This window comes from Paenibacillus sp. 276b (assembly GCF_900107875.1).
Lineage (GTDB): Bacteria > Bacillota > Bacilli > Paenibacillales > Paenibacillaceae > Paenibacillus > Paenibacillus marchantiae.
The window spans coordinates 14,907-36,612 of sequence record NZ_FNRR01000009.1 but is presented as its reverse complement, the minus strand read 5'-3'; the positions used below and the strand labels follow the sequence as shown (position 1 = coordinate 36,612).

Here is a 21,706-nt window from a genome sequence, read left to right as displayed (position 1 = left end):
ATCTGGTATCATCCTAACGCAAAACAGGCTAGAATGAACATATACAATATCGTCAGAACATGAACTATCTGATCAAATTTTTAAATTTGGAGGATTACATCTTTTGGAAACCTCAGTACTGATCTGTGACTATTCCTATCACTATAAGGCGTTTAATCATAATATGAAGGGCGAGTTGCAGACTTATCTGTTCCGTCTGCAAACCGAAGGATCTTGCAAGGTATATGTGCAGGATGAAGAATTTAAGATGACTGGCGGGGATTTACTGCTACTCAAACCCGGAGACGACTACTATCTCGTGGTTGAAGAACCTCACAAGGAGGGCCGATTGTCCAGCGGAGACTATTATTTGTTCTGTGAAGGGGATTGGATTGATAGCTGGTGGAAGCGTTACCACCGTTCCACAGTGAGCCACATCGGGCTGGATGATAAATTGGTCAGTCTCTGGCGCAGTATGCTCCTGGAGAAACGCCGTGGACCGCTGGAGGAAAATATAGAACTGAATGACGTACTGCTGCGTGGTTTGTGTCTGTATATCGATCGGGCCATCAAGGAGAATATCCAGACGGATCGTTCTGTTTCCTCGACATTGAAGCTGAAACGATTCATTGAAGAGCATGCCACTGTGACCTTCAAACTCGAAGAAGCCGCCCGCTACGCAGGACTAAGCCTGTCTCGTGCGGTGCGATTGTTCAAGGAGCACTATGGCCAAACGATGATCCAGTATGCGATTGAGATTCGGCTGAACGCTGCCTTGGAGCGTATGAAGTACAGCGATATGACTCTAGAGCATATTGCCGAAACATGCGGCTTTGCAAGCTATTCCTATTTTCACCGGGTATTCCGATCCCACTTTGGAATGTCCCCGGCTGAATATCTCAAATCCCAGGCCCATCAATCCATCGATTTGGAGCATTTATAAGTGTAGTTGTGGCTCGATCCTCTTCCTTCTTTATAATGAAAGCAGCTGATTTCAATCGGCTGCTTTCTTTCAAAAAAACCTCTTGTAGTTCCCATGACTTCACGAAAACAAACCTGTATAGTTAAAATATAGTATTCTTACAGATTCATACATAGGATAGTCTTATACACTACCACTCTACTATTTGGAGAGATTTCAATGGAAACCAAACGTAAAATTTTAATTATCGAAGACGAACATGATATTTCGCGCATTTTGCGAGATTATTTGACCAAAAATCAGTATGAAGCCGCAGTGGCCAGCAATGGACAAGACGGGTTGCAGATGATGGACATGTTGCAGCCGGATTATATTATTCTGGACATCATGCTTCCGGATATGGACGGGATCGATGTATGCCGGGAAATTCGGCGGAGAAACAACATTCCCATTTTCATATTGAGTGCACGAGGCAGTGATACCGACAAGGTACTCGGCCTGGGATTCGGGGCGGATGACTATATGACCAAACCCTTCTCCCTGAGCGAATTACTCGCACGAATTAATGCGCACTTTAGACGATATGACAGTTTAACTTTAGCGAGCGAGCGGGACAGAACAGATCTGCTACGTTTGGCTAACCTGGAAATTGACAAGAAAGCCTATAAAGTTACCCTAGACGGTAACGAGGTTTCTCTTTCCGCCAAGGAATTTGAGCTGCTGCATTATCTGGCGAGCAATAAAAACCAGGTCTTCTCCAAGTCTCAATTGCTGGATGCGATCTGGGGATATGCTGCATACGGAGATGAAAATACGGTGACCGTGTATATTCGCAGACTAAGAGAAAAAATTGAGGCAGACCCTTCCCATCCTGCTGTTCTAAAGACCGTCTGGGGCGTCGGATACAAATTCAATCATGAATAGGCAAAGATTGGAGGAGGCAACTTGTCACTAAACACATGGTCCGCACGATGGCTCAAAACGACATTCATCCTCCTGATTATTCTGGTCGGATGCAGTCTGGTTTTATTTCTTAATCTGCTTGAAACCAGAAATTCGACTGAGTCTACTGTGTCCATCCAGCAAGTCCGTCTCCGGGTTAACCCCATCCTGCTTAACCTGGAACAGAATATTCATCTCCTGCAGGAAACAAGAGTACGAGAAAATCTTCTTTCTATCGTCAAGGAAAACGGGGTAGAGCTTTCTTATGTTGGATTGGATGGGACTATATTGCTGTCCTCTTCTCCCACCTCCGAAGGAAAACAAGTCAATCTGCGATCAGCCCTGCATTATGATCTGAATCATGCCGTACAGGCCACGAACGGAAACGATTCGCTTAACATCGCTTTCCCTGTTATGGCTGGTCCCGAAGGAAGCCAGATTGGCAATGCCCTCTTCACGATTCCTAAGGCAATGGTTATGGTGAAAGAAACGGTGATATTCCCTTTCTTTATTTTGGGTACGCTTTTGATCACCTCTATGGTTCTTGGCATTTATCTAGTGTTGATGAAGAGAAAATTTAAGACACAGCTGCTCTCCCCCATTCATCAGTTGAAGAAACATGCCGAATCCATTCTCAAAGGACAATATAATGAACCGGTACAGTATAACCGCATGGATGAGATGAGCGAACTATACGCCATGTTTGATCTGATGCGTACAGAAATTATGCATTTAAGCGAACTTCGTATCCGGCAGGAAACTGCGCAAAAAGAACTCATTACCAATATTTCTCATGATATCAAAACACCGATTACAACAGTAAAAGCCTACATAGAAGCTATTCTGGAAGGAATATGCTCCGATAAAGAAACTCTGATGGAGTATATGAAAGTCATGCAGACCAATACGGACAAAACAGCTCGTCTTGTCGAGGACCTGCTTGTTCATGCATTGCAGGAGCTGGGCCAGATATCGGTGGAGCCTTATGAAGTATATAGCAGCCCCACCTTTGAGCGTATGTTAAAACCGATTGGACATGTTGTTCTAACGAGTGGAATGATTTATGAAGCACCCAAAAACATTCCAAATGTATTAATCCAAATGGACCCTATTCGAATTGAACAAGTCATTTCCAATCTAGTCTCGAACGCTCTTAAGCATACTTCTCCAGGAGACGCCATTCGTATAAATGTAGAGTTGGAAGCCGACCAACTCAACGTTACAATCGCTGATTCAGGTCAGGGAATACGTGCACAGGACATGCCTTTTGTTTTTGAACGTTATTTTAAAGGCCAGACTTCCTGGTCAAACAGAAACGCTCACGAAGGGACAGGCCTAGGTTTGTCTATCTGCAAAAGCATTATTGAGGCGCACGGGGGACATATCTCCTTTTCAAGCAAAGAAGGACAGGGTACAATCTTTCAGTTTAATCTCCCGATCTGCTGAGCGAATAAGAGACCCTGTCTGTCCGTATGGTGCCTGTAATACTTTATTCATAATTTGATAAGGCTTCATCAATATCCCTCCTTTAGAATGAACCCTATATTACAATCGGGAGTGATCTGTTTGACCAAAACATCCATTATCCGCGCTCAAAACTTATGCAAGACATATAATACTGGAAGCGAGCAATATCATGCCATTCGCAACGTCGATCTTGATATTTATGAAGGGGACTTCACTGTCATCATGGGTAATTCCGGCTCAGGCAAATCAACGCTGCTCTATCTGTTAAGCGGACTAGACCAAGTAACAGCCGGCGAGGTTTATTTTCAGGATCAGCGTATTGACGCCTATAGTGAGCGGGAAATATCCGAATTCCGTACCCGTAGAATCGGCTACATCTACCAAAGTATCAATCTGGTGCCCGATCTTTCCATCCAGGACAACATCGCCTTGCCAGGTTACATTGCCGGAAGCAAAAAAAGTGAGGTCAAGGCACGTGCCACCCACCTCATGAAGGCAATGGATATCGACGGACAGAATAGCCGTCTCCCCTCCCAAACCTCGGGTGGCCAGCAGCAACGAGCAGCTATTGCACGTGCGCTGATCAATTCACCGGACATCATCTTGGCAGATGAACCCACGGGAAGCCTCAACTATGAGCACGGGAAAGCCGTGCTGGATATCCTGACCGATATCAACCGTAAGGGACAGTCTGTTGTGATGGTTACGCATGATATCAAGGCAGCCTGCCGGGCGGATCGTCTGATCTTTATCCGGGATGGCAAGGTTGGAGGTATTCTCGAGTTTGACAAATATGACGAACACCAGATCCAGAATCGGGAATCGATGGTCTTCGCGTTTGTGTCGGGAAAGGAGTAATTTATGGCTGCTATGTTGAAACTGAGCCTTTCCTACCTGAGCAAAAATAAGACACAGAATCTGTTTATCACCCTGCTCATTTTGCTGTCTACACTTCTGGTATCCACTGCGGTTATTATTCTGGCCAACACGGGTAATCTGTTCAACGAAATGCACAGCCGGACCAACGGGTCCCATCAAATATTGACGTTTGATAAAGGACTGAATGATCCTAAAGCCGTCTATGACTGGTGGGCTGAACAGGACGGAGTTGAGGTTTCACCTTTGCTCACGTATCGTACCTTGTCCGGAATCGCCTTCAAAGGCATGGACATTCCCAACCTTTATCTGTACATGATGAATACCCCTCAGCCGCCCTGGGCCGTCGATGAACTGATCTTTTCGAGTGGTGCGCAGAGTTCGGCTCCCGAACAAGGGAGCGTATGGATTCCCACTTCAATGGCGAATGCCTATGATATAGCCGTAGGAGATACCGTTAATTTCAAAACAGGGTCCTCCGCGCTTGATCTTCGGGTATCCGCGATTGTAGTCGATGTACCTTACGGTGCACCATTCACCAATGCGGCAAGGATCTGGATGAACAGTACAGACTACCAGAATGACTTCCAGGCACTCGCAGGAAAAGATAATTATATGATGGGTATCCATTTTGATGATTATCGAACCAACTCCAGCTATTGGGATCGTTACAACAGTGAGACCCCTACCCCTTTCTTGGAAACCAAGATGGAGTTTGAGAGTATCTCTTCCTTCTATCTGATTATCAATCAGATTATTGGATTCATTATGATTTTCCTGGGTGCTGTCATGATGGTTATCGCTCTCATCACCATTGGATTTACCATTTCGGATGCCATTCTGGCCAACTACAAAACAATAGGGATTCTGAAATCACTGGGATTGACCTCCGGGAGAACAATCGGTACCTATGTTATTCAATATGCTTTGCTGTCCATCATTGCCGTTATTCCAGGACTGGCGCTGAGCGTGTTTGTATCCAAATTCATTATCAACATTTCTGTGTCTTCTCTGCGAACTGGCAATGGAGATGTACCGATGGAAGGCATCGGAGCAGCCATGTTAGTCGGCATACTGCTGTTTGCGCTGGTAATATTATTCGTTGTGTTATACGCCAAAAAGGCGCGCAGCATCGAGCCTGTTCAAGCCATCCGCTACGGTATGTCGGAAACAGAAAATACCCGCTTGGCCCGACGAATGAATTCGCCTCTAGCCAACCGGGTTGGATTTGCCCGGCTGCCAGTAGCCGCCGTCATTGGCATTCGAAATCTGATCAAGAATACCAAGAGCTCTGTTCTGATGCTGCTGTTAACCACGATGGCTGCCTCTGTGCTTGTCCTTGGATATGTTGTACTGACCAGCATTACCGGAATTTATCAGACAGCTGCCAAGTGGGGCTACGACAATGCTAACATCGCCGCCGTCGTTGTGAACAAATCTACCTTCCCCAAGGATGAGTTAAAGCAGGTGCTGGAAGAGGACCCTCGCATCAAAAATGTGGGCTGGCAAGGGAACATCACAGGGGTCGTCAGTCCCGAGTCATCAGCGAAAATGGCCGGCCAATCCACCAGTCTCTACCTGAGTGTACTTGATGGGAATTACAAAGAGCTTGGGTTCGAAACATTGAGAGGTACCAATCCTGAACGTGAAAATGAAATTTCGATTGGTGTAGGTGTTGCACGCATGTTGAACAAGGATTTGGGCGACCTGATCGACCTTTATATCGAGGGTGAACAGCGTACGTTCATGATCACAGGCGTCTACCAGGCTATCTCCAACCTGTCTGTATCTGGGCGTATTACCGTTGATGCTGTGCGAAGTGTGAACCCCAATTATGAGGATGTCAATGTAGCCTTTATCAATGTCAATGATCCATCGCAGGCAGAGACCATTGCGCAGCAGTTAAACGAACAATTCAAAGACTCTGCTTCCATCGTCACGCAGAAAACCCTGCTTGATTCCGTATATGCTGAAGCTGCAAGCATTTTCGTTTACCCCATGGCTCTCATCGGTCTGTTGTTTATTCTCGTTACGTTTATCATCATTTTTAGTACCTGCCGAATCAGTATTCGTAAAGAAAGCAAAACCTACGGTATTTACAAGTCCATAGGCATGACTTCTAGAAGAATTCGATTGTCCGTTGCCATGGGCGTTGCAGCTCTATCCGCCATCGGCGCAGTACTTGGAGTCGTTGTCGGTGTGTATGTGCTGCCGCGTCTGCTTGAAAAAGTCCTATCGGGATACGGGATTGTACAGATTCCTCTCATTTTGAACTGGGGAGGCATTATAATCTTTGCTTGTCTAAGTATTCTTGCCGCAGCTCTTGGCTCCTGGGTATCCTCGAGAGTGATCCGAGATGCATCCCCACGTATCCTGGTCGTTGAATAATACATGAACATATGAAGGATGAAGGAGACAAGAACATGCGAAGAGTATACAAAAAGCTTCTGGTTGCCCTGAGTTCAGTCAGTCTGTTGGCTGCATGCACGAATAACCCCATCACATCACCATCCGAAGGCAGCACTTCACAAGGTGCAGAGTCCGGATGGATGAAGTTGATTAGCAGCAACGCCATAGACAAGGAGCTTGCTGAAGCAAGCCTGCAGGAGGTTTCCAATACACTGATTATTGAAAATTCCGTTGGAAATATTGAGATACGTCGCAGTGAAGACAGCGGGCTTCATGTCCGCACAACCCTTCAGGCATTAAACAATCGTTCTGGTGAATCTACGCTGGAAGAACTCGGCCAGAATGCGGAATTCTCCTTGATAACCAAAGGAAAGAGGACGTCCGTCCAGCTTCAAGCCAAGGGACAGGATGGAACGGATATATGGTCCTGGGCCAACAAAAATCTGGGGAACTCCCATTTTACTGTTAACTATGTTGTGGAAGTTCCTGCCCAAGTCGCGGAGTATGAGATATCCACCGAGGTAGGCACTATTTCACTCACCGGTCTGAAAGGCAGTTATGATATATCCAACAATACGGGATCGATTGAACTTGCCGAAGTTGAAGTGGACGGAAAATCATCGATTACATCCGATGCAGGCACTATTCGTCTCGATCTGAACAACCTTGCCGAAGGAAGCCAGCTTAAAGCTTCAACAGAAGTAGGCACGGTCACAGCCATTCTCCCAGCCAACCTTGCATACACGTTGAAAACAGCGACAGATTTGGGCAAAGTCTCGGGTGCGGCAAAGGGAAAAACAGACATTAATGGCGGCGGCCCTTTGCTCTCCATACAGACTTCCTTGGGTTCCATTTCAGTGGAGAACAAATAATTGGTTAAGCTCATTAGCTGGTGGCAATCCGCTTATCCTCAATTAAGTAAAGAGATTCTAGGCTTGTGTCCATCGAAAAAGCACGCAGAAAGAGTCCTCTACAATCCTTTATCGGATAGAGAGGGCTCTTCTCTGTACATGTTGTATAAGTCACTTCTCAAAAATTAGCTTTGGGTCCCCACGGATCAGATACCTACCGCTTCCGTCACCACTTCCGTAGGCACAATTCAAACTAATTGCAGCGATCAGAAAAACAAAAAGAATGTCCCCTTATTCCGTCGATGATCCCTGATTTGTGATTTTAACTTTAATATCATACGTGATCGGAATTTCACTAAACGTTTCGTCCCAGTTATTTTTAATTTTCTTCCATACCCGTGGATATTTGATTCGCAGCTTATCGCCAAACCCTGCTGCATCCACCTTGTAGACATCCTGCATTTTGTGAAGCAATTGATCTACCTGTTGTTCAGCCATATGACCGAAGTCCTTCTCCAGACCATCCAGATAATGCTCAGAACCATGCGCTTCCGGAGCTGTCCAATTTTCCATAAACCAGCCGTCTGATTCAATTTGAACATGAAATGAAATATCGTCCCCCTTAACTGTGGGAATAATTTTCGATTTTATGTGTTTAATCTCGTAGGTTATAGTGCTGCCGTCTTTGTGTGTATACGTCTTAACGACTCCACCTTTCGCTTTTCCTTGTACCCAGGATAGTCCCTCCATGTCCGTCTGATTCAGACTTCCGATCCATCGGTTCGTTTTCCCGCTAAAAATGGCCGCTCCCGAAAACTTGTGTTCCCCCTCATAGGAGATGACATTTTGCAGCAAATAGCTCGACCCTGATTGCATGGTTGCATCCAATTTGGCGAGTGAGACTGGTGGCAGAATTTTATTGGTACGATACACATTGTCCACAAGTCCGGTAAGGTAGAATGAAGGAATCTCACTGGGATCGTTGGACGTCAATGCATCCAGTGCCCTGCGATCACTGACAACAACCAGACAGCTTGGCCGAATATCATTATCACGCAACACAAAATCAAGCAGTTGATCCAGTCTGAATTTCCGGGTCACCTCGGAGGACACCACGATGACTTTCAGATGATGTCCAATCAGCGGCCGGTCTCTTCTCAGAGAGAACTGACGAAATATCTGTATAACTGAATCGCCTGTTAATTGTTCGTTAAAATAGGACTTCCCTGCTCCAGGGGATCCTTGCTGGCTCTCTTCCTTGGATGATCCCTTAGGAACAATCTGAACCGTAGCTGTGATATTATTCCTTTTCGGATAGTGTCCACCCTGTTCATTCACACTCTTCTCAAATTCTGTCTCTTTGGCAACATCAATACCCAGTCCCACGTACACACTAAGATCCTCAATCTCTTTGCTGCTCCAGCATCCAGAGGTAAACAACAGCAGCATTAATCCAGGCAGCAATAGCGCTAATCTGACTTTGCGACTCATGCGTACTTCCCTCCTTTTTTGCGGAGGATGCTAATCAACAGCAGGACTGTAGGCAGAATTCCAAATAGGTAAATGGATAAATTACCCACCGCATCCCCCAGTTGAAATGTTTCGTTCACATCCTTGGGAATTAAGGCAATGATATAAATTACAGGCAACAGGATAAACATGGCAGGTAAAATTTTCTTGCTTTTGAACAACTGGGCACAGCCAACGGTAGCTGCATAGTGTGTGATCGAGAAGGTCGAGAAGATTTGCATGATCCAGATCACGAGCAGCAGCGATTCAAAACGCTCAAAGATCAATCCCTGTAGCTCAAAGCTTCTCATCAGATCCAGGGTAGGCCACGTTCGAGTTTTCATGCCTTCAATGGAAAGACTTCCGATTACCATAACTACCGTAATTAAGTAGATGCCTGTCGGAACGAGCGTACCCCACATTACCGCTTTGATCCCTTTTTGCGGGTGCTGCATATAAGCCATGATGACAAACATCACTTCATAGCCCGTATACGCAAGCAAAGTTGACTTAAGTCCCTTGAATACCGGCATAATCCCTTCTCCCAATACGGGTCTCAGGTTATTAATTTCAAACAGTTTGCTACTAAGCAAAATCGCAATGACAAAAATGATAAGTGTGATGGGCAAAATAATCTCGAATAAACGTGCTACTGCACCAAGACCGCCTGAGTTCAAATAGATGCCCACCCACATGAAGACCATAACAATAGCCCAGACCGGTGTTCCTTCCAGCAGATAAAGTCCGGTTACTTCTGCCATGACCCGAATTTCAAATGCCGAAATGACCAGAAAATAGATAATCGCAACCGCTCCCAGTATAAAAGCAATCCATGAACCTGTTATTTCCTGAACAAACTGAAAACCCGTTTTGCCAGGAAATCGTCGGCACAGGATGACGAGCATAATGCCGATAAACGTGGCGATTAGCCCGGATATGATGATGGAGATCCAGACATCCGGTGTGTCTACCGCCTCAACCGTAGTACGCGGAAGTGTCAAAATCCCAGCGCCCAGCATGTAATTGATAATCATGACTCCGGTCTGGGTTGTCGTCAGCTTATCCGTGGGACGATTCACGTTATCACCTCTTTGCTCTGGTTTAAAATGTTTATGTTAATCTTGCTATTCATCTATTTCTTGCGATCCGGATCGGTAGGGTTCATCATGCGCGGACGCCGCCTCATCATTTTTAATGGTGCACGGATCAGCAAGTCCTTCCATTCGCTCAAGCTATACGGAACCACTGGGCTGACATAGGGAACCCCAAAGCTTTTCAGGCGCACGAGATGGCTGCAAATAAGCAGGAAGAACATAATCACCCCGAATAATCCAAGCGCCGCTGCACTGAACATGCCTGTAAAACGCAAAATTCGCAGTGTAATTCCAGCACTATAGGTAGGGATGGAAAATGAGGAGATCGCCGTTACCGCAACTACGATGACGAGAAATGGACTGACAATACCGGCCTGTACGGCTGCATCCCCGATAATGAGACCACCGACGATGCCCATCGCCGGACCGATCGGTTTGGGCAGACGGATACCAGCCTCACGCAATATTTCAATGGCTGTCTCCATAATGAGTGCTTCAATAATGGAAGGAAACGGTACACCATTTCGCGTCTCAATAATGGTCAATGCCAACTTCGTGGGAATCAGACCAGGATGAAATGAAATAAAGGAGATGTACAAGGCAGGAGCAAATAGCGCAATCATGGCTGCCAGAAAACGAAGCATGCGCAGAAATGTGCCTGGTATCCAGCGCTCATAATAATCCTCAGGAGATTGCAGCAGCATGCTGAAGGTTGCGGGCACAATTAAGGCAAACGGTGTACCATCAAGCAGTATGGCAACACGTCCCTCTAACATTCCGCTGATTACGCGGTCTGGCCTTTCCGTGTTTTGGATCTGTTGAAACGGACTCAGCTCATCGTCTTCAATTAGCTGCTCCACATAACCGGATTCCAGCATGACATCCATATCCAATCCTTCTATGCGCCTCTGGACCTCTGCCACAAGCTCAGGATCGGCAATATCCTCTATATACGCGATAGCAAGATCCTTCTTGATCCGGGTACCCACTTCAAATTTCTGAATAAACAAACTCTGATTGCTTCCGAAGCGTCGCAGTATACCTGTATTGTCACTGAGATGCTCCGTAAATCCAATTCTTGGCCCGCGAAGCAATGCTTCGGACAAGGGCTCTTCAATGTTGCGGCTTATTCCTTTGGGTGTGCCAATCAGCAGTGCACCTTGCATGCCATCCACAAGGAGTGCATTTTTACCCCCAAGTACTCCCAAGGCCAGCTCCTGTAACGATTCGGTCTCCTGTATCTGGCTGACAGGCAGAAGCTGATTACTTAGATAGTTCTTAATCTGATGTATATCGGCTGGATGAAGGAAGCTCTCCTGTTGCAGTTCCGGTACACCCCTGATCATCAGAGGTGTAATCAGATGCTCATCAATCAATTGCTGGTCCACAAGACCATCAATATACATGACCGCTGCCCTTGTATTCGTGCCTCGTATTGTAAACTCTCGAATATGTACATCAGCATTCTGAGCAAAGGTCTCCTTTGAACTAATTAAATCGGTAACATAATTCCCGGTAAGCTTGATATTGGCATAACGCCCTGTTTCTAAACCCTGGTTCTCATCAGATCCTGATGATACAGATTGCTCGTCGTTATTGCCTTGGTTTTGATCTGTAGAAATTGCGAAGCTTCCCTGATCCACGGAAGAACGAATCCAACGGGTTATTTTCAGAATCGATAGCGGAATGACACATAACAAAAAAGCCTGTAACCATATGGGCCACTCCGGCACGTACGACCAAATCGTTGACCACATCACCCTCACCCCAACATTTCTCTGCGCTATGAACTTGCAGGTATTCCAGAGTATTGTTTCCCCGATTGCTCACAATAATTCCCGTTTTTTTGAACAACAAAAAAGCAGATGCCTCTATTGGCACCCGCTTCCCTAGGGGTTATTGGAGTTTACCTTATCTATACGATTTTGGTTACGTGTTGCGCCTTCTCATCAAGTAGATGTGCAGACGCCGCAATGGTTGTAAAATCATTCAACGCCACCTCGATCTGCTGCTGACTTCGCTCCACGTAGCCTTCAACCTTCTGTGTTCCGCCAGAAATGTTCGTAATCTCTTTGGTTATCCCATTCACACTATCCCGAATCTCATTAATGGAATTTTCGACCATAGCCGATAGTTTGCGTACTTCCTTGGCTACAACATCGAACCCGCGCCCATATTCGCCTGCATGTGCCGCTTCAATCGCAGCGTTCAGGGCCAGAAGCTGGGTCTGCGACGCAATTTCGCGAATCGTTTTAACAACTCCCTGGATAGAACGTGCCTGTTCTTGCAAATGATTCAGTGTCGCTCGGTTGTGGGCGGAAACTTCAGATATATACGTGATACTGGACATCAGCTCACGGCTTCGCTCAATGCCGATATCAGCATGTTCGTTCAGATCATGTGACATCGTCTTCAGTTCATTAACTACAGCTGAAATATTATTCTGACGGGTCGTGATGTTTGTAGCTATTTTGGACACACCCAATATATTCTGATTCAATTCATCATAGACGGGCATATATGTCGCTTCAAGCCATACGGGATTTCCCTTTGCATCCTTGCGTTCAACCTTATCCTGGAAGCTAGTACCGTTAAAAATACTACTCCAAAACGCATTATAGTCAGGGCTTTTCACGAATTCGTCGAAACAAAATTGCTCATGCTGCATGCCATACATCTCAGCTACGGAATAGCCCATCGTCTGGGCAAAAACTTCATTTACATACGTAACCCGTCGATCCATATCGAATCGAATGATAGCCAGACTTTTCTCCATGGCCTTAATGACCAGCGCATCGGTAACAACATCTTTTTTTTCCACATCTACTATAGGCAAAGCGATCCCCACTCCCTGACTTCTTCCCATGATTAAACCGTTCTCATTCTGGCAGTTCCTGTTGTAGTGCAATTATGTATTCAACTGAATAGAGACGACTCTATTATTGTATACTCCAATTGCAGTCAATTGGATCACTCCCAAATCAATTTCTAACAATTCGTTACGGCTTGACTTTTTATACCCAATAAACTAACTGTCTAAACAATATTTTTCATGAGCAAATTCTAACACAAAAAGGAGCGGATTAACCGCCCCTAATTATGGTATAACCTTCCATAGATTTGATGTTATCAGTAGTCGTCTCTGTATATTACGCTACCTGTTTCATCCATCAGTCTCGCGGCAATTTATCTGCGTACCGACTGCGCAAGTCAGCGAGCCGCTCCAGCTTAGACAGCGCATGGTCCTTCTGCATCAATCCCACCGCCAGCACCAGTTGTTCCATTAACAGTAGTGGAGTAACCATGGAATGAAATTCGCCAAGCTCCCCTCTACTAACGTAAAAAGATAACTCCGTCCCCAATCCATATAAGAGGTCTTCCCGATCTGTTACAAGTACGGCTTTACTGCCTGTATCTCTGGCATAATCCAGAATGACCTCTGCTTCAGGCAAGAGTCTTGTAAAACACATCAGCAGCACAACATCCTCCCGTTGCATATGCATCAGTGATTCCAATAATTCATGGCCACCTCCGGCGAGGTGGATGACCGTCAATCCGAATCGGGATAGCCGAAAGGACAATAATTCCGCCAAACCAGCGGAAGGCCCTGGAGCATACACATATACTCTTCGTGCTTCAGCAAGGATCGCTGCTGCGTGCTCCAGATCCCCCTGCTTCATATGGGATAACGTCTCCTGCAAATGGCTGACGGAGGCCTCCAGTAACTGAACGGGAAGGCTGTCCGTATCCATGCGGGATATGGTTTTATTTAATTTAAGGGCAGGTGTAGTGTCTTCGGATGTACGAAGCCGGATTTTGAATGCTTTGGCATTGTCATATCCAACCGCCCGCCAGAAACGGGATACGGTCGCAATACTGACCCCCAGCCTGTCGGCAATCTCCTGTTCCGTCATGAACAGAATCTCTTCCGGATTGCGTTCAACAAAATCAGCAATTTTCAGATGACCTGGCGACAGCTGTTCTTTATGAGTAAACAAATTCATTCCGTATGCACTCCTTTTCTCGCTCTGCACTCAGTATATCAGTTGAGAGAATAATAAGTGGGTTATGTATGTAATATTTTTTTCATTAACATCTTAATGTGTAATAAAAATTACATCCGATTTACAAATATCTTCTTTCCCGTTAATACTCTGCCCCTAGACTGTGGCTATGATGATCACCAACTTTCAGGGAGGTATGTATCGATGAAGAAGATGACTGAGCGTTATACGCTGACGTCTTCACAGAAAATGATGGTGTTTGTGCTATCCATGTCACTGTACGGCTTGTCCAACATGTTCACAGAGCTTATTCCCAAGCTCCAGCTTGGACCGATTGAATTGTCTGTTGAGTACTTTGCCTTCATTCCGCTGACACTTTGCATTTTGTTCCACCCCATGATTGCTGCCCTTGGTGCGGCTCTTGGCGAAGTGATCTTCGGTGAGCTGATGCTGGGGCAATTTGGCGGACTGGGCGAGCTGGAGAAATTCCTTACCTTTTCCTTTGCCATGTATGTCGCAGGACGTATGGTCAGTGATCCTCGCAATCGCAGACAGGTCGGAATCGCAGCTATGACAGGCGTCATCATTCATCAGTTCCTTAGTTCACTGGTGGATATCGGTAAAGTGTGGATTGGTGTGGAGCAGCTGGAAGCCGTCCCTGGACTTGCGGAAAGTGTTGTGCTGATTGAAGGGGTTGGCTTTCTGAATGACGTACTGTTCTCAGGCATCCTGTTCGCTCTGCTGCCTACGCTGTATCTCGTACCCCTACTCTATGGCAAAATTGAACCACTGCTCGGCATCAAACCTCGTAATCCAGGGATGAAGTATGAAGGAATCGGCTTCTTCCGTCCGAAACTGATCCTGATCGGTGTGCTGCTGCTTGGGCTGGCCTTTGGTGCGGAATCCCTGTCCGAAATGGATATCAACTTCGCTGTTTGGGAGACGGACTATGCAGATCAATATGGTTCGGCTTCAATATGGATTAGTATCGGAGCTGCCGCATTGGTTGCTGTGGTGACATTACTGATCATGCGCGCTAAACGAAGCAAAAACAAAACGGTACCCGGTACGGAGAATCGCCCTTATGCATAATGAAATGTCCACATCAGCTTCTGTTTCCGCATCGGATTCTGCCATTTCCATTCAAAATGTCATCTTTACGTATCCTGGCTCCGAAGAGCCCGTCCTGAACGGAGCTTCACTCGAACTCCCACGAGGCAGTTTTACAGCCATTATCGGGGGCAACGGCTGCGGCAAATCCACCCTGTGCAAGTTGTTCAATGGCCTTATTCCTCAATTCTACACAGGAGACTTCTCCGGTGAAGTTCATGTACTTGGCATGCCTGCCGAAGGGCGAAGTGTTGCAGATCTGTCCAGAAAGATCGGTTACGTCTATCAGGATTTCGATAACCAGCTCGTGCGTCCCACCGTCTTGGACGAGGCTTGCTTTGCACCACTCAACTACGGACTGCCCAACTATCGGGAGCTCGGAGAACGCGCACTTGCCATGTGTGGTCTGGATACCATTCATAACCGATACATCTGGGAATTGAGTGGTGGGCAGAAACATCTGCTCGCTCTGGCCGGAGCTCTGTCGCTCGACCCCGATATCCTGATCGTGGATGAACCTGTCTCACAGCTTGACCCGCAGCATGCAAGACTCATCTATGAGTGTCTTTCGAAATTGAATACGGAATATGGCAAGACGATTATCGTCATCGAGCACCATACTGAATTTATCGCCGACTTCTGCGCAGATGTGGTATTGATGGACAAAGGCCGGGTCTTGTGGAACCTTCCTGTTAAGGAAGGTTTGAATCGAATTGCGGATCTGGAACGGCTGGGCATTCAACCTCCTGAGGTTACACGGGCAGCTATTCAGGCTGCAGAGTTATCGCAGGGAGAAAAAACAATTGCGGGCCTCTCAGGTTCAGAACAACGCTTCCCGATTACTGTGGAAGAAGCAAACGTTTATTTTGCCGAGCATTACCCATCCATTCCATCCGCTTCTTTGCAAAATGAACCTTCATCCTATTCGAACTTGGCACGCGACGTTTCTAGCCAAATTGCAAATACCAAGCGTTTAACGCCTGCCTCGGCTGCTGAACCGTTGATGCCCATTGTACAGTTTCATCAAACCCGGCTGCGTTACAGAGGACTGGGCAAAAAAGAACATGAAGTCATTCGTGGAGTTAATATTTCACTCCATGAAGGAGAACGGATTGCCTTGATTGGCAACAATGGTGCGGGTAAATCCTCCTTACTGAAGATGATGGCTGGCATTAGCCTACCTCAAGAAGGCAGTGTCAGTGTTCTGGGTGAAGTTACGCACCGTTCCTCTTTGGAGCAGCTGGCGGGGAAGGTCGCCTATATTTTTCAGAACTCTTCCGAAATGTTTATCGAAGACAGTGTTCGTAAAGAAGTCGCGTATTTCCTGAAGAACCGTCGCATCCCGGAAGCTGACCAGCAAATTGCACATGTACTGGAGCGTTTTCGGCTTACTCCGCTGCAAGAGCGGGATGCCCGGCTTCTCAGTGGCGGACAACAGCGGCGTGTCACACTTGCCATCGGTGCAGCCATGAAGCCTTCACTTATGCTGCTGGATGAGCCCACCGCCAATCTGGACCTTGCCACCCGCGAGGAACTGATAGGTGTACTGGATGAGCTGGATCAGCATGTGCGAACAACCGTCATTGCCACGCATGATATGCAGCTGGTTACCCAGTGGGCTAGTCGCGTTATCGTGCTTCACAATGGTCAGGTGGAAGCAGACGGCACACCTGCCGACGTGTTTGCGGATGAGTCCCTTCTGCGCCGCTCCGGACTTGCGCTTACACAGATCATGGAGCTCTCCCACCGGATGGGTCTACCGACACTTTCACCGACAACCGAGGCTTTTGTTGATACTCTCTTGAATCAATCACTCACCAAGGAGGATATGCATCATGCAGCTTGTCCGCAACTGGTTTGACAAAATATCCATTGAACGCATTCAGCTTGAGCTGATGAATACCGTATATGGCAGCGGACATGCCAGCCTGTCGCGGATTGATCCCCGTGCCATGCTGATCTGGTATCTCTTTTTTGCCATCGTTCCCTGGTTTGTTCATAACGGAACTGTGCTGCTCGGCATGTTTCTGTTGATGGTGACTACCACCATATTGTCCAGAGCCGCTCCTTTTATCATTATCATTCTCTGCTTAGGATTAATCGGCCAGGTCGGTTGGATGTTTATCATCTCGCTGTTCTTCGGCGGCAATCTGGAATCTGCATTCCCCCTGCTGCTGCTCACCTTGAAGCTGTCCATCGTCTCGCTGGCGAGTATCACCGTCTTTTCGGGCATGGACCCGGAACGGATCGGCGATGGGTTACTTGCGCTCGGCATGCCTGCGACGTTCTCTTTCAGCCTCTCTTATGCTTATCGCATATTGCCGGTGCTGTTCGGTGAATTCCGCAACATCATGCTGTCCTACAGACTGCGGGGTCAGGTTCCCTCCCGGCACGGATGGCTCTACTGGCGACTCGTTGTCTACTATATGAAGCTGTTCATTGTGTCTTTCTTCCCGCTAATGCTGGCTACCGCCAAACGTTCCCGCACAACGGTGGAAGCACTGGAGACACGCGGTTTCTCGTACGGCATGAAGCATCCTGAGTCCAAACGCCTGAAGCTCGCCCATCTGAAAATCACCTCACGTGACCTCGGATTTCTCGCCGGATCGGCAATCTATGTTGCACTGCTGTTCTGGCTCGGCGGGCATTACGAGATTCTGTAATTCAAAATAAAATGCTGTAACTATTCATACCATTAATCATTCATGGAATAAAGGAGTGTCTTCTATGCGCATTGATCTTCATACACACGGCAAATTATCCAAAAACTCTGATTTCTCGGTCGATTACTTCACCGAAATGGTCAACGAAGCCATAGCCAGCGGGCTCGAAGCCCTTGCGCTTACCGAACATTTTAACACCCGCAACTTCTACGAGGTCTATGAGACGCTGGATCGTCTTTATCCATACAACGGGGAGTACTACGATGCAGATGGACTGCGCATTTTTCCCGGCATGGAAGTGGATATTCAGGAGACAGGACATATTTTGCTGGTGGGTCAAAAAGAACATATTCTTGCCGTCCGCAGCGGCCTGGAGCAATATACAGCCAAAGGTTCATTCATTCCTTTTGCCAATCTGTTGGATATGGCCGAAGCATGGCCTTTGCTCAAAATTGGCGCACACCCTTTCCGCGAGTCCACCCCGCTGTATCAACTCGACCGTGATTTATTGGGACGTCTGGACGCTTTTGATCTGAACGCCAAGGATATGTATCAATACGGCATCGAGGCGTGCCGCGGTCAGGTTGAACCATTCGCCCAGTCCCTCGGTAAACCCGTCACTGCCGGAAGCGATACCCACCAGTGCCTGCAATACGGTAGTGTGTTCAATGTGCTGGATCGTCCATGTGCATCGGTTGCCGAGCTCAAAGAGCAAATTCTCGCTGGTACGTACAGCATCGAAATATCCAACGATCTTCCTCTCCGTGTCAAAGCTTCCGTTATGCTGAAGAAAGTGATGAAACGTCTTGCCAAGCTGGACGCTACCCGTTTGCAAAAAGTATAGGGAAAAGAAGACCACAACTTCTAAAGAATTCAAAATGAGCCCAAAGGATATACATCCTCCAGGCTCATTACGGATTCACTTTTACCTAATTAAAAATCATGCACCGTCACACAAAGCTGAATCACGATTCCGAACGGATCACGGACGATTCCATACCCCGGACTAAACTCGTTTTGCTCATAAGGCACCAACACCCTAACCTGCTCATGTTGTACCAGCGAATTATACAGCTCCGTCATCGTACTTTTATCTTTCGATTGAATGCATAATGACGTGCTGTTTCCCTGCTGCCACGGTCGACCCGTATCCATTTCTTCCTCAGCAATCATCAATTTATTTACCCCGATCTGGAGTACCGAATGTGTTATATATTCATCCTGCCCTTCAGGATACTCAAACCCCGGATTCATTTCCTTCATCTCTTTATAATTTTTCTTGAACAACACATTGGCCCCCAGGTACTTCTCATAAAAAGCAATGGCTGCCGCAGCGTCTCCATTCATCGACAGAAACGGGATCACTTCAAAATTCATCTGTATTGCCTCCTTCGTGTGATTGGATTACACTGTTTACTATAACGACAAAAGGTGCCAATCCATGGCACCATTGAGAGGTTTTTTTATGAAAAAATCAGAACGCATGAACCAGATGCTGCGCTTTATCAATCAAAAGCAACACTTCACCCTGCAAGATCTCATGCAGGAGTTTCAGATATCCAAGAGAACCGCATTACGAGACATCGCGTCATTGGAGGAAATCGGTGCTCCCATTTATGCCGAGTATGGACGTTATGGGGGATATCGTTTGCTTCAGCAAATGCAGCTGCCACCCATTTCATTTAATACAAGTGAGCTTCATGCCCTCTACTTTGCCATGCAGGCATTGCGCAGCTTTACCAACCTGCCCTTTCAGATCTCTTTTCGTTCCATTCACGAGAAGTTTCTAAGTGCCTTATCCGAAAACCAGAGACAGGATATTGAGCAAATCCAGCATCGGGTCTCTTTTCGACACACCGAGCAAATCCGGGATAGTGAGCATTTGGAGTTTCTATTAATGGCCGCTGTACAGAATATAGTGATACAGATTACGTATCAATATATTCGCAGTAGTAGCAGTAACCCAGATACCAGCTCAAATCCCGATAAAACTAAGCCCAGCATACGCACCATTCAGCCAATCGCCCTCTATGCCATGAAAGGCTACTGGTATTGTCAGGCGTATGATCTCGATAAACAGGCGTACCGTGTGTTCCGATGTGACCGGATCACCTCATCCGAGGCGACAGATATCGAACCTATACCACATATTAATGAACTCAATCTACAGGATGCCCACTCGTTATGGAAACCATCAGAGAACGCTATCCCATTCAAATGTCTGATCAATGAAGCCGGGGTTGAACTGTTCCAGCAAGAACAGTTTCCATCCATGCGAATCATTAACGAATCTGGAGCTGATACTGGACAAAATGGATACGCCTATTTAGTCGGGTCGTATGAATTCCATGAGATTGAGTTCATCATTCGCTATCTCGCAAACTTTGGCAAGTCCATCAAGATCATGGAGCCCGATACCTTAAAGGAATCCTTACGACAGCACTATCTGGACTTGCTCGACCATGTTTAACTACCGCCACCAATAACCACTTAATGTTTACGATTCATCGCACATTGATATCACTCTTTTTCCGTCAAACTCTGGACTCTGATTTATCATGAACCGCTGGAGAGCTTTTTTTATTGCCTATCGCCAACTGAACTATGATTTGCAGCACGATGATTATAGCCAGACCATAGAACGCTTGGACAAAACTGCCCGTGGTATCATGGAGCCAGCCGATCGCCAGTGGACCGAGGGCGCCCAGAATGTAACCGCCCGATTGGGTCATGGCTGACCAAGCGCTGGCTTCCTGAGCGTTATTCGTCTCATCAATGGGCAACATTAGAGCGATAGGGAATAGTCCCCCGGCACCAATGCCGAGTGGGATCGCGGCCAGCCAAGGACTGACGGACAGGTTCAGCATTAAGACTCCTATTAACTCCATTAACGCACATCCAACAAGCCAGAATACACGTCTTTGGTAACGGTGAACGAGCATTGGAATGAATAACGTAGACGGCAATGAAATTAACGTAAATAACGTTTGGATGCTGCCGGCAATCTCTTTCGTATATCCCTGGCTCTGGATCGCAGGCGCAAGCCATGCAGTCAATGAATAGAAGATCGCTGCCATCAGTCCGAAGAACAATGTCAGCACCCATGCTCGACTATTTTTCACTGGAAGAGCTTCAACATTCACAGCTGAAACCTGCCCGGATTGTCGATCCTTTCGTGCTGACAAGGCTAATTTTATCCAGATCGGCAAAGCAATGACGGCGAGCAATGCCCACATCGCTAATGATCCCTTCCACGAACCCCCCAGGAGATTTTGAAGGGGAACCGATAATCCAACACTAATGCTGGCCCCCACGACCATTGCTGTAGAGTAGAGCCCCACCATAGCAGCAACTCGCGTAGGGAAATACTGCTTGATAAAACTGGACAACAACGGACCAGCCAATGCAATCCCAACACCGGATAGAAATGAAGTAAACATCATCAGAGGCGTTGCACCCACGAACAACCGCAATGCCGTACCTATTCCAATGAGGGTTAAAGCCAAAACGATCGCGCCCTCATTCCCCCACCTCCTGCTTAGCTTTACGGAAAATGGAGCGAATATACCCATACATAATACGGGAAGCGTAGTTAACAGACTTGCTGCAATTCCGCTAATACCCAGATCACTTTGTATGGTACTCATTAAGGGAGAAATGGATGTAATGGGTGGTCGCAAATTCAATGAAGCCAGAATAAGCGCCAGGACGATATAAAATAGTTTCACTATGGCTCACCTCATGTATTGTTATTTAGTTGCATTCACTAATGATCCAGGCTGTAGATCTTTTTGTGGTGCAAGACTAGTATAGATGTATTATAATGATTGAACAATACAATAGTTTATATTAAAATGATTACAAAAACCAATGATTAGAG

18 protein-coding genes are annotated in these 21,706 nt (G+C 46.7%); 11 read left to right on the top strand and 7 right to left on the bottom strand.

The features are described from left to right. Positions 1 to 103 precede the first annotated feature (103 nt). The 6 genes from BLV50_RS28425 to BLV50_RS28400 all read left to right on the top strand — a co-directional run bounded on the left by BLV50_RS28425 (position 104) and on the right by BLV50_RS28400 (position 7,467). Positions 104 to 922, top strand: coding sequence for a helix-turn-helix domain-containing protein (locus BLV50_RS28425; protein ID WP_082935232.1), 819 nt, complete (start codon positions 104 to 106; stop codon positions 920 to 922). A 198-nt stretch (positions 923 to 1,120) separates the two neighbouring features. Beyond that, positions 1,121 to 1,825: a response regulator transcription factor gene (locus BLV50_RS28420; protein ID WP_090811313.1), complete on the top strand. Its 705-nt coding sequence runs from the start codon at positions 1,121 to 1,123 to the stop codon at positions 1,823 to 1,825. Between the two features lie 21 nt (positions 1,826 to 1,846). Beyond that, complete coding sequence (locus BLV50_RS28415) at positions 1,847 to 3,289, top strand: sensor histidine kinase (RefSeq protein WP_090811312.1); 1,443 nt, start codon at positions 1,847 to 1,849, stop codon at positions 3,287 to 3,289. Positions 3,290 to 3,409: 120 nt separating this feature from the next. Further along, entirely contained in the window at positions 3,410 to 4,168 is a 759-nt protein-coding gene (locus BLV50_RS28410; protein WP_177031287.1) for an ABC transporter ATP-binding protein, read from the top strand. 12 nt (positions 4,169 to 4,180) lie between these two features. Continuing rightward, positions 4,181 to 6,574, top strand: a complete 2,394-nt coding sequence (locus BLV50_RS28405; protein WP_256338068.1) for an ABC transporter permease — start codon at positions 4,181 to 4,183, stop codon at positions 6,572 to 6,574. 35 nt (positions 6,575 to 6,609) lie between these two features. Further along, a complete protein-coding gene (locus BLV50_RS28400; RefSeq protein ID WP_090811309.1) occupies positions 6,610 to 7,467 on the top strand; it encodes a DUF4097 family beta strand repeat-containing protein in 858 nt (285 codons plus the stop codon). A gap of 270 nt (positions 7,468 to 7,737) precedes the next feature. Here the strand turns inward: BLV50_RS28400 and BLV50_RS28395 are convergent, their stop codons facing one another. The 5 genes from BLV50_RS28395 to BLV50_RS28375 all read right to left on the bottom strand — a co-directional run bounded on the left by BLV50_RS28395 (position 7,738) and on the right by BLV50_RS28375 (position 14,053). Further along, a complete protein-coding gene (locus BLV50_RS28395) occupies positions 7,738 to 8,937 on the bottom strand; it encodes a Ger(x)C family spore germination protein (RefSeq protein WP_090811307.1) in 1,200 nt (399 codons plus the stop codon). Then, on the bottom strand, positions 8,934 to 10,034 hold the full coding sequence (locus tag BLV50_RS28390) for a GerAB/ArcD/ProY family transporter (RefSeq protein WP_072735605.1): 1,101 nt from the start codon (positions 10,032 to 10,034) through the stop codon (positions 8,934 to 8,936). The genes BLV50_RS28395 and BLV50_RS28390 overlap by 4 nt, the downstream gene beginning before the upstream one ends. 53 nt (positions 10,035 to 10,087) lie before the next feature. Next, a complete protein-coding gene (locus BLV50_RS28385) occupies positions 10,088 to 11,806 on the bottom strand; it encodes a spore germination protein (protein ID WP_090811305.1) in 1,719 nt (572 codons plus the stop codon). 158 nt (positions 11,807 to 11,964) lie between these two features. Next, positions 11,965 to 12,915: a methyl-accepting chemotaxis protein gene (locus BLV50_RS28380; RefSeq protein ID WP_063567060.1), complete on the bottom strand. Its 951-nt coding sequence runs from the start codon at positions 12,913 to 12,915 to the stop codon at positions 11,965 to 11,967. A 304-nt stretch (positions 12,916 to 13,219) separates the two neighbouring features. Continuing rightward, positions 13,220 to 14,053, bottom strand: a complete 834-nt coding sequence (locus tag BLV50_RS28375) for a MurR/RpiR family transcriptional regulator (protein ID WP_079697702.1) — start codon at positions 14,051 to 14,053, stop codon at positions 13,220 to 13,222. Positions 14,054 to 14,257: 204 nt separating this feature from the next. On the opposite strand from BLV50_RS28375, the gene BLV50_RS28370 reads away from it, so the two are divergent. The 4 genes from BLV50_RS28370 (at position 14,258) to BLV50_RS28355 (ending at position 18,670) form a co-directional block, all read left to right on the top strand. After that, positions 14,258 to 15,145 carry a DUF8171 family membrane protein gene (locus BLV50_RS28370; RefSeq protein ID WP_063567058.1) on the top strand — a complete coding sequence of 296 codons (888 nt, stop codon included), beginning with the start codon at positions 14,258 to 14,260 and terminating at the stop codon, positions 15,143 to 15,145. Beyond that, the gene (locus BLV50_RS28365; protein ID WP_256338067.1) at positions 15,138 to 17,024 is read left to right on the top strand and encodes an ABC transporter ATP-binding protein; all 1,887 of its coding nucleotides are present in this window, start codon (positions 15,138 to 15,140) and stop codon (positions 17,022 to 17,024) included. Before BLV50_RS28370 ends, BLV50_RS28365 begins: the two co-directional genes overlap by 8 nt. Beyond that, positions 16,999 to 17,826: an energy-coupling factor transporter transmembrane component T family protein gene (locus tag BLV50_RS28360; RefSeq protein WP_072735608.1), complete on the top strand. Its 828-nt coding sequence runs from the start codon at positions 16,999 to 17,001 to the stop codon at positions 17,824 to 17,826. Before BLV50_RS28365 ends, BLV50_RS28360 begins: the two co-directional genes overlap by 26 nt. A 64-nt stretch (positions 17,827 to 17,890) precedes the next feature. Then, complete coding sequence (locus BLV50_RS28355) at positions 17,891 to 18,670, top strand: PHP domain-containing protein (protein WP_090811302.1); 780 nt, start codon at positions 17,891 to 17,893, stop codon at positions 18,668 to 18,670. An 89-nt stretch (positions 18,671 to 18,759) separates the two neighbouring features. On the opposite strand, the gene BLV50_RS28350 is transcribed toward BLV50_RS28355, so the two are convergent. Further along, positions 18,760 to 19,203, bottom strand: coding sequence for a VOC family protein (locus BLV50_RS28350; protein ID WP_063567055.1), 444 nt, complete (start codon positions 19,201 to 19,203; stop codon positions 18,760 to 18,762). A gap of 88 nt (positions 19,204 to 19,291) precedes the next feature. Between BLV50_RS28350 and BLV50_RS28345 the strand changes: the two genes are divergently transcribed. Beyond that, positions 19,292 to 20,296 (top strand): helix-turn-helix transcriptional regulator, encoded by a 1,005-nt coding sequence (locus BLV50_RS28345; protein WP_079697705.1) that lies wholly within the window; start codon positions 19,292 to 19,294, stop codon positions 20,294 to 20,296. A gap of 64 nt (positions 20,297 to 20,360) precedes the next feature. On the opposite strand, the gene BLV50_RS28340 is transcribed toward BLV50_RS28345, so the two are convergent. After that, positions 20,361 to 21,554, bottom strand: coding sequence for an MFS transporter (locus BLV50_RS28340; RefSeq protein WP_090811300.1), 1,194 nt, complete (start codon positions 21,552 to 21,554; stop codon positions 20,361 to 20,363). Positions 21,555 to 21,706: the final 152 nt, after the last annotated feature.

Coding starts and splice junctions, on each gene's coding strand:
- BLV50_RS28420 (WP_090811313.1), top strand. CDS start 1,121: ATGGAAACCAAACGTAAAATTTTAATTATCGAAGACGAACATGATATT.
- BLV50_RS28370 (WP_063567058.1), top strand. CDS start 14,258: ATGAAGAAGATGACTGAGCGTTATACGCTGACGTCTTCACAGAAAATG.
- BLV50_RS28375 (WP_079697702.1), bottom strand. CDS start 14,053: ATGAATTTGTTTACTCATAAAGAACAGCTGTCGCCAGGTCATCTGAAA.
- BLV50_RS28345 (WP_079697705.1), top strand. CDS start 19,292: ATGAAAAAATCAGAACGCATGAACCAGATGCTGCGCTTTATCAATCAA.
- BLV50_RS28350 (WP_063567055.1), bottom strand. CDS start 19,203: ATGAATTTTGAAGTGATCCCGTTTCTGTCGATGAATGGAGACGCTGCG.
- BLV50_RS28405 (WP_256338068.1), top strand. CDS start 4,181: ATGTTGAAACTGAGCCTTTCCTACCTGAGCAAAAATAAGACACAGAAT.
- BLV50_RS28360 (WP_072735608.1), top strand. CDS start 16,999: ATGCAGCTTGTCCGCAACTGGTTTGACAAAATATCCATTGAACGCATT.
- BLV50_RS28395 (WP_090811307.1), bottom strand. CDS start 8,937: ATGAGTCGCAAAGTCAGATTAGCGCTATTGCTGCCTGGATTAATGCTG.
- BLV50_RS28385 (WP_090811305.1), bottom strand. CDS start 11,806: ATGTGGTCAACGATTTGGTCGTACGTGCCGGAGTGGCCCATATGGTTA.
- BLV50_RS28380 (WP_063567060.1), bottom strand. CDS start 12,915: ATGGGAAGAAGTCAGGGAGTGGGGATCGCTTTGCCTATAGTAGATGTG.
- BLV50_RS28355 (WP_090811302.1), top strand. CDS start 17,891: ATGCGCATTGATCTTCATACACACGGCAAATTATCCAAAAACTCTGAT.
- BLV50_RS28365 (WP_256338067.1), top strand. CDS start 15,138: ATGCATAATGAAATGTCCACATCAGCTTCTGTTTCCGCATCGGATTCT.
- BLV50_RS28400 (WP_090811309.1), top strand. CDS start 6,610: ATGCGAAGAGTATACAAAAAGCTTCTGGTTGCCCTGAGTTCAGTCAGT.